This window comes from Kineosporia corallincola (genome assembly GCF_018499875.1).
GTDB classification, from domain to species: Bacteria; Actinomycetota; Actinomycetes; order Actinomycetales; family Kineosporiaceae; genus Kineosporia; species Kineosporia corallincola.
Map to the genome: position 1 here is coordinate 208,905 of NZ_JAHBAY010000015.1, position 7,643 is coordinate 216,547.

Sequence of the window (7,643 nt, forward strand, 5' to 3'; positions counted from 1 at the left end):
TGGTCGAAATTTGAGAATGTCCGCTCAGGGGCGTGCCTGGCGCGGTCTTGAAACCGTTGACGTTTAGAGCAAGAAGCAGGGATCCGTTCGGCCCGCGCGTCAGTTCCAGCGTCCAGCCTGAGCGACGCGCGAGGCCGATCACCTCAGTCTGTCGGCTCACCTTCCGCTACCACGCCCTGACTCCCAATCAACCCCGCAGTCCCAGCGTGGCCCAGGTCTGTGCTCCGCACAGGCGCGTGCGGACGGAGTGGGCGGGGCGGGGTTGATTGCGAGCCTCCCAGGGCGCGGTAGCTGCATCCCGCAGCGGGGCCGGATACACCGCCGGTCCCGCCACGAGATCACCACGGGAGGGCAAGATCATGAGCCGTCGTCGCACCCCGTACTTCTGGATCCCGGTCTTGCTGCTGCGGGATGCTCTCGGACGGTTCGCCCGCCTCCGCCGACAGCTGGCACCTATCCGACCCCGGCTACGGATCCGCCGGCCCACCCTGCCGGTCTTCGTCCAGCTCGAACTGGAGCTGGCCTGAGGGGCGTGGGCGGCGACAGCGCGAAGTGCCCGCACTGTACCCGCAGGAATCAACGTCAAACGCTGCGAGGCAACGACAGGCGTCGACAGGTCCAAACGACTCCTGAGCTGGGCAACGACAGGTGACCGACATCGTCCAGTGTTATCGAGAACCACGGATCCGGATCAAAAGGTTAGGAGTTCTTCCGAGGTCACGCAGTCGCCGTCCCACCACCTCAGTCTCTCGGCTCACCTTCCGGTACCACCCCCTGACTCCCGAACAACCCCGCAGTCCCAGCCTGGTCCGGGTCTGCACTCCGTGCAGGCGCGTGGTCGGCCCCCGTGAGGGGGCGGGGTTGTCCGCGAGCCTCCCAGGGGGCGGTACCTGGTGCCCGCAGCGGCTACCGGCAAGAACGGCCGGTACCCACCGCGAACCCACCAACGGGAGGCCAAGGTCGATGACCCGCCACCGAGCTCCGCACTTCTGGTTCCCGGTCCTGCTCCTGCGGGACGCACTCGGCCGGTTCGCCCGGATCCGCCGGCCTCTGGCTCCCACGCTGCGCCGGCCTCGGATGCGTAAGCCCACATTGCCGGCCTTTGTTCAGCTCGAACTGGACCTGACGTAGACGGAGCTATTCGAGCCAGGCGAGGTTCAGCGGGATCACCCGGCGCTGATCCTCCAGGATCAGGTACACCAGTAGACCCTGGCGCTGCGGACCGAAGACCACAGACCGCATGTTCGCCTCAGGACGCTCCCGGTTCAGCGAATCGCCGCCCCAAGGGCCGGTTTCCAGCATCACCAAGACCTCGGTGAACGCGGCTACCGCAGTGGCGGACAGGTCTTCGAGTTGCTCCCGCATCTCGGGCAGGAGCTCCACCGCGTACACCTACAGGCCCAGCTCCCGCTTCACCTGTTCCCACGGGATCGTCTCGACATCCTCACCGGCGTTCAGCCGCTCAGCGGTGCGCAACATCCGCCGGTAGCCCTCCGGGTCGCGCTCGGTCAGGAACGCCACCCGCTCCCACCGGGTCAGGGCGTCCAGGACGGGCGTCAGGTCCAGCGTCTCCGTGGCCTCGGCCATCACCCGGCGGTACTCCCGGTCGAAGTCGCCGACCTCCTCGGGCAGCAGGCGGCTACGGATCGCACGAGGCGCCAGCTTCCCGCTCAGCGGGGCGGCCGGATCAGGTCCCGACGAAGCAGCCACAGACATGCCCCTACGGTAGAACAGCCACAGCGGGCGGCGAAGCTGGTTGACGCTCCGTAGCCCCAGCGGTGGCCGGAGCAGGGGGCTTTTAGGGGGCCGAAACGACCCCTGAAACCCACAAACGTCACCAATTGTTGGCAACGTCCCGAGAGGGAAACCGCAGGTCAGGCGCAGTATCCACCAACGACCGCCAAGCGCGGCCCAATTTCCGCGGGTTCGGGGTTCGATCCCCCGGGGGCCCACCTAGCTTGACCTGCAAGAACGCGGCGGCGCGGTTGGCCTCATGATCCTTGTGAGGCCAACGTGAGGCTCTGGTGAGGCCGGATTTTCCTGGTCGCATGCGACTGAACGCGAGTAGTTGCGTGATGTGGCCTCGATCGGCCGTGGACGAGTCGGGTCATATCTGGGGAAGTGGCCCTGCGGTGCGGACGGCGCCCAGGACGAGGGCGGCGCTCGCAGCGGCGGCCTCACGCTGAAGCTCGGGCAAGACGCTGGTGTAGAGGTCGGCGGTGGTGACGATCGTGGAATGCCCGAGCATGGCTGGAACGGTCTTCAGGCGGCGACCGGCACGGTAATTGTCAGGCATCGGTCCGCTCATGGATGGCCGGGCTTCGGTCCGGGTTGCGCAAGCTGCTTCTTCCCCTGTCCCAGCTGCTCAGGAGATGTTCGCCCACGAGGTCATCCAAGGTCATGACTGTGGCAGCGCCGAGAATGATGTCCGGGCCCAGGTGGGGTTCCTGGCGGGCCAGCGCACCGGCCAGGTCGCGCAGGGCGATCTGTTCGTGAACGGCGTCCGCCTCGACGTGCTCGTCGAAGTAGAGCGTGGCGTCTTCGGATTGGCCGAGGCGGCGCAGCCCTTGGGCGTATTGCCGATTGGGCAGCGTAGAGGTCATCTCGAACGCTGCCAGGTGACCGACCAGGGCGCCCCGGAGTCGCCGGTGCAGGCCGAACAGGGACATGGAGTTGGCAGCGGCCAAGACAATGGCCGGTACCTGGTCCAGGTAATAGCCGTAGCGGCTGCGCAGTCCCAAGGCGGCCATGGAGCGTGCGAACAGGTGGGCGTGGACCCATTCGGGCCGTCCGCCTCCGTACTCGTCGGACTGGATCTCCACCAGCGCCGCCTTGGCTTTCCCACTCAGCCGAGGGATGCCGAGCGTGTGGGGGTCGGCCTCCTTGAGCTGGTAGACGGAACGGTGGATGAGGAACTCGCGGTAGTGGTCGAGATTTGCACGACGAGCGAGGTAGGCCGCCAGGCCGGGCTTGTGGGTCGGCGCCGTCATCGCTTCCAGCGCGTCCATAACGGCACGGTCGTCGACCACGGGCCTGGACGAGGGAGGGGCCATTTGCGGGAGGAACCGGGAGATGGGGTGCTGCGCCACCATTTGGCGCAAGGCCCGCTCCAGGGCGACTTCCAGCGTGGCTCGTACCCGTAGAGCCGCCGGGTGCCACTCCCAACGGTCGTCGACACCCTCGATGCCCCGGTAGTGCAGCTCGTACAGGGTTGTCAGGGTCAACTGGAGGTCATCGTCGGTGAGCACGTCGATGGGATGTTCACCAGCCGCGAGGAACTCAAGGTCCGGCGGCGTCGCAGCATCCGGGTTTCCCTCCAGCATCTGAAGCACGCCCGCGCTGCAGGCCCCCCGGCCAGCCGGCCTGGGCATCGGAGCTATCGATTCACGTTCTAAGTCAACAGGTTCGGTAATCTCCAGGATCGTCACCAGCTCAGCATGCCGCGTTCCCGTCGTGTCCGCATTCAACGAGGTCCCAACGGTGGATCCGAACCTCGGAACGCTGAGCGCCAAATATGCTTGCTGGTGGACCTACTCATCGTCTTTGTCCTCCACCTCCGGTCTTGGCCGCAGGGCCCGATGCGTGCCGTCGCACATGGGTAGCAGTTGTGAAGCGCCGCACCGGCACAGGGCAATGGTGCGTCGTCGCACCGGAACGGGCTGGCCGTCCTCGCCGACCAGACGAACCGCACCGCGTACCAGCAGCGGTCCGCCGGGACATTCGGTGACGCTCATTCGGGATCTGGCTGACAAGCCTTCACCACCTCTCGCTTGGCCATTTCCGACGTGATCGAAGCTTGTTCCAAGCCGTCATGGTGAGCTCGTGATCGGGCCCCAGCGTCGTGGTCGCGAGCCCAGTTCGCCGGCCAAGGCCGGACAGGGATCGTATTCCTCCTTGAGTGCTCGTTCCCAGCCGCTCACGTCCTCCGGAAAACGGCTGCCCTCCGGCTGAAGCCGTTCGGTGAAGACGAACCGGTTGAGTCGCTGCCGGGTGGCAGCCACCACTGCTTCGAGACAGGCCTCGGCTGCGGACTGAGGCGAACTGGCGCAGAAATCGGCTGGGCCATGAGGTATTCGGCCGCTTGTCTCGGGACGGTCGTGGCCGCGGGCCCCCGCTCGTGCTCACAACGGATCACTCCGTCGCATGATGAGCGCCATCGGGTTGCCCAGGCCAAGTGGGGCTCAGGAACATCAGATCTCCAGCCGCGGACGGTCTCCCGTCCTACCAGCGAGGCTCTGAGCTGAACCGGATGCTGCACCTGAGGATAGCCCGCTTGCTGAGCAACGCCATCGATGGCGCCCAAGGTGGCGTCCGTAGGCACCCGCAGTGCCGGTCAAGTGCCGGTCAAGTGGTGATCCTGCGGTGAGGCTGCGAGTCTGAGCGAAACGGAGCGTGCGCTGAAGACACGGCGTCGGCGCGGCCATGATCGAACCAAGGACGTGTTCCATGACCGATGGTGCTCTACGGAGACTTCTCGTTGCTCTTGCCGAGCATGGCTACGAATTCGTCACGGTCGCCCCGGAAACCCAAGCACGGGTGAACCGGCGTCCTGGTAACGCCTGGGCGCGCGATCTGCGCGGTGTCTTCGGCTGGAGCCGCCCGTTCCGTGCGGGGCTGCTGCCCGATCACCTGCTGAGCACCATGGTCGCCGCCGGCGTGCTCAAGGACAACGACGGCACCTTTCGCAGCGCGGTTCGGGTCTCGAACCTGGACGATCGTCTCTACGTGCACAGCGCTTTTCCCACGCTCGAACCCGATGCGGTCTTCTTCGGTCCGGACACGTACCGGGCGACCGCCGCCGTCCTCGCGCATCTGGAACGCCGCAAATCTGCGGTGCGGCGTATCGCCGACATCGGCTGCGGGACCGGCGCGATCGGGATCACGCTCGCGGCCCGCTGCCAGGAGGCCGAGTTGATGATGATCGACATCAATGACACTGCACTGGAATTCGCCCGGGTCAATGCCGCTGCGGCCGGGCTCGCGGATCGGGCCACGGCGCTGCACAGCGATCTACTGGCCGCCGCGGACGGCGACTTCGATCTGATCGTCTCCAACCCGCCGTTCATGATCGACCCGCTGGGACGCAGATACCGGGACGGCGGAGCCCACGGCTACGGGCTGCCGGTCAAGGTACTGGAGGCAGCGATCGACCGGCTGGCCCCAGGCGGTTCCCTGGTCATGTTCACCGGTACCGGCATCGTTGACGGCGAGGATCGGCTGCGGGGTGAGATCGAGAAGCGACTCGAGGGGGCGTCGTTCACCTGGTCGTACGCGGAGGTCGATCCCGACGTGTACGGCGAGGAGCTCGACACCCCGGCCTATGAGGACGCCGAGCGCATCGCCCTTGCCGTTGTTACCGTCGAGCGCCCAATCGGTTAGTCCGGAACTCGCCCGGCCGGCCCGACCGGTTGGCGAAGGCCCGCCTCGAATGGTGATCCGGAACCCGCCCTGTACAGGTTGGGCATGTCACGTCTTGCTGATGCGCTCGAACGCATCGTCACCATGATCGAGAACTTGAGTGCGCTCGACCCGGTTGCGATCGTTGCCCGCGGCTGCGACCGGGGCCTCGGACGCGGCCGACACGGCCGAGGCCGAGCGGCGGGTTGGATTGATGCACGCCGCCCTGAACACGGCCGCTCTGAGCGCGTTCTCCGCATCCTGGGTCCTGCGGCGCTCACCGGGACAGGGCAAGATCTCCGCGCTGGTGGGCCTCAGCTTCTTGGGCGCCTCCGGCTGGCTGGGCGGGCACCTGTCCTACGCCATGGGTGTCGGCGTCGACACCACGGCTTTCAGCCGGCCCCTGGCCGACTGGACGGACGTTTGTGAGGTGACTGAATTGATCGACGGTCAACCGAGAAGCTTTGCCGTGGATGGTCTGTCTGTCCTCCTGGTCAGTCGCGCCGGCCGAATCGATGCCATGCTCAACCGGTGCACGCACCGCGGAGCTCCGCTCGACGAGGGGAAACTGGTCGGCGACTGGCCTCGGCCTGCATCTCCTCGACAATGACCCGCGGAGTCACCTGTCCGTAGGCCTACTCCCGATTGGGGCCCTCCCCGTAAAGTTTTTCGACGCAACCGCTCGCGATCTGCACCAACGCCCCAAGGTGACGGCTTCTGGCCGTACGTGTCGGTACACCATCCCCACTCCGGCTGGGGAAGGACCGCTTCGGGCGGAGTCGTAGGAGAGACGACCACAGCCGCGCCACTTCCGTGAGTGGGCTTGACGACGTACGCGGTCGACAACTCCAGCCGCACGAGGTCTCGTGGGTCGTCCAGAATCGCGAAAACTCTTGGGAGATAATTAATTCCGGATCGGGAAGCGACGTAGTCACGGACCGCCGCCTTGTTCGCGAAAACGTAGCCAGCAGAGGCCGATGGTCGCGGAGCATTTTGTATCGGACCTCATCGGTGAACGTAAGAGGCCGACGAGTCCGCAGCAACCTCAGACCGCGCACGAATCGGCTGCGCTCACGCCATCTCACCCGCGTCTGCGGGCCATCGTTGGAACGGCCGGAAACAGACTGTCGCCGTCATAGCTCCAGAGTGTTACCCATCCGGGCCGCCCGCACACTTCCGTATACCTCGGGCGCAGAAGACCCGAGAGGGATGATCATTCGGTGTCCTGGGTCAGGACGCCCCATGAAAGGTTGCGCGAGCTCACGGATCGTCGGCGAGGGCCGCAGTTACAGTTCCTGACGTACCAAGTGCCGGTAGATCTCCGCGAAACGGGGCACCAGCCCGGTGGCACGTCGTCAGATGAGTAGATCTTGCTGCTCGGCAAGGATTTCCCGGTAGGGCCAGGAACGGCACCGCAATGAGACGGCTTCATGTGAGCGCGCAGTTTGGGGATATTTGCCCTATTGTTCCTTTTATTGAAGAGGGTCAAGCAAGTGCTCTCGCATCGGCCTGCTGGCGGCCTTGTTGCCAAGCGCCTCCCAAGGAGCAACTATGACTGACTACTCGAGCACGTCCGCGACCTCGACGGGTGATGACTACCGGACGCCTCGTCGTCTCAGCACGGAGACCAAGGCTTCGACCAAGACGACTGAGCTGATCGTCTACGTCGCGGCTGTCCTTGCGGTGGCCATCACCGCGCTGGTTGTAGGGAGCACCGACACCGTCAACGGAGGCCAGACCCCGGACCCGTTCAGCGCCAATGACGCGCTGCGTTACATCACCTACCTGACCATCGGGTACATGGTCGCTCGCGGCCTGGCCAAGTCCGGTAGTCGCGATAACTACGATGCCTGACGCGCTTCTCGTCGCCCACGGCGAGTGAGTGGTAGGGCAGCGAGATTCCCGGAGACCGGTCTCTCCGGGAATCTCGTTGTCACGGCTGCAAGGTGAACTGAAGGCCGCTCTCCCCCAGCAATTGTCAGGTGCCGCCCTTTCTTGTCGGCCATCTCGTCATCACCGACGTTCACAGGTGCCGCTTCGAGCGGTCGTACCACCGGGCTCCAGTCGGCATCTGCTGCGTGATTACGCCGGATTTGCCTTCCCACAGGATCATTCGACGGCTGAGGTCCCCCCGCTTTCCTGGAGCCGTCCGATCGTGGTCTGATGACCGCGGGAGGGGGACCCACGATGGCAGCACCGAAGAAGTACCCGGACGAACTGCGCGATCGGGCCGTGCGCCTGTATCA

At 65.5% G+C, this 7,643-nt stretch carries 9 protein-coding genes; 4 read left to right on the forward strand and 5 right to left on the reverse strand.

From position 1 onward, the window contains the following. Nucleotides 1–359 precede the first annotated feature (359 nt). Nucleotides 360–527 carry a hypothetical protein gene (locus tag KIH74_RS29795; RefSeq protein ID WP_214159704.1) on the forward strand — a complete coding sequence of 56 codons (168 nt, stop codon included), beginning with the start codon at nucleotides 360–362 and terminating at the stop codon, nucleotides 525–527. 610 nt (nucleotides 528–1,137) lie between these two features. Here the strand turns inward: KIH74_RS29795 and KIH74_RS29800 are convergent. From KIH74_RS29800 to KIH74_RS39385, 5 genes are all read right to left on the reverse strand, one after another. Continuing rightward, nucleotides 1,138–1,383 carry a hypothetical protein gene (locus KIH74_RS29800; protein WP_214159705.1) on the reverse strand — a complete coding sequence of 82 codons (246 nt, stop codon included), beginning with the start codon at nucleotides 1,381–1,383 and terminating at the stop codon, nucleotides 1,138–1,140. Between the two features lie 9 nt (nucleotides 1,384–1,392). Continuing rightward, nucleotides 1,393–1,716, reverse strand: a complete 324-nt coding sequence (locus KIH74_RS29805; RefSeq protein ID WP_214159706.1) for a DUF6247 family protein — start codon at nucleotides 1,714–1,716, stop codon at nucleotides 1,393–1,395. A gap of 391 nt (nucleotides 1,717–2,107) precedes the next feature. Next, nucleotides 2,108–2,296 carry a site-specific integrase gene (locus KIH74_RS29810; protein ID WP_214159707.1) on the reverse strand — a complete coding sequence of 63 codons (189 nt, stop codon included), beginning with the start codon at nucleotides 2,294–2,296 and terminating at the stop codon, nucleotides 2,108–2,110. Further along, the gene (locus KIH74_RS29815; RefSeq protein WP_214159708.1) at nucleotides 2,289–3,428 is read right to left on the reverse strand and encodes an iron-containing redox enzyme family protein; all 1,140 of its coding nucleotides are present in this window, start codon (nucleotides 3,426–3,428) and stop codon (nucleotides 2,289–2,291) included. Before KIH74_RS29815 ends, KIH74_RS29810 begins: the two co-directional genes overlap by 8 nt. Nucleotides 3,429–3,530: 102 nt before the next feature. Further along, nucleotides 3,531–3,734, reverse strand: a complete 204-nt coding sequence (locus tag KIH74_RS39385) for a CDGSH iron-sulfur domain-containing protein (RefSeq protein WP_214159709.1) — start codon at nucleotides 3,732–3,734, stop codon at nucleotides 3,531–3,533. 712 nt (nucleotides 3,735–4,446) lie between these two features. Between KIH74_RS39385 and KIH74_RS29825 the strand changes: the two genes are divergently transcribed. From KIH74_RS29825 to KIH74_RS29835, 3 genes are all read left to right on the forward strand, one after another. Next, complete coding sequence (locus tag KIH74_RS29825) at nucleotides 4,447–5,379, forward strand: methyltransferase (protein WP_214159710.1); 933 nt, start codon at nucleotides 4,447–4,449, stop codon at nucleotides 5,377–5,379. A 139-nt stretch (nucleotides 5,380–5,518) separates the two neighbouring features. After that, nucleotides 5,519–6,007, forward strand: a complete 489-nt coding sequence (locus KIH74_RS39005) for a Rieske (2Fe-2S) protein (RefSeq protein WP_214159711.1) — start codon at nucleotides 5,519–5,521, stop codon at nucleotides 6,005–6,007. 941 nt (nucleotides 6,008–6,948) lie between these two features. Continuing rightward, on the forward strand, nucleotides 6,949–7,251 hold the full coding sequence (locus KIH74_RS29835; protein WP_214159712.1) for a hypothetical protein: 303 nt from the start codon (nucleotides 6,949–6,951) through the stop codon (nucleotides 7,249–7,251). Nucleotides 7,252–7,643: the final 392 nt, after the last annotated feature.

Excerpts from the sequence above, each read along its gene's own strand:
- KIH74_RS29795 (WP_214159704.1), top strand. The coding sequence starts at position 360 with ATGAGCCGTCGTCGCACCCCGTACTTCTGGATCCCGGTCTTGCTGCTG.
- KIH74_RS29805 (WP_214159706.1), bottom strand. The coding sequence starts at position 1,716 with ATGTCTGTGGCTGCTTCGTCGGGACCTGATCCGGCCGCCCCGCTGAGC.
- KIH74_RS39385 (WP_214159709.1), bottom strand. The coding sequence starts at position 3,734 with ATGAGCGTCACCGAATGTCCCGGCGGACCGCTGCTGGTACGCGGTGCG.
- KIH74_RS29825 (WP_214159710.1), top strand. The coding sequence starts at position 4,447 with ATGACCGATGGTGCTCTACGGAGACTTCTCGTTGCTCTTGCCGAGCAT.
- KIH74_RS29810 (WP_214159707.1), bottom strand. The coding sequence starts at position 2,296 with ATGCCTGACAATTACCGTGCCGGTCGCCGCCTGAAGACCGTTCCAGCC.
- KIH74_RS29835 (WP_214159712.1), top strand. The coding sequence starts at position 6,949 with ATGACTGACTACTCGAGCACGTCCGCGACCTCGACGGGTGATGACTAC.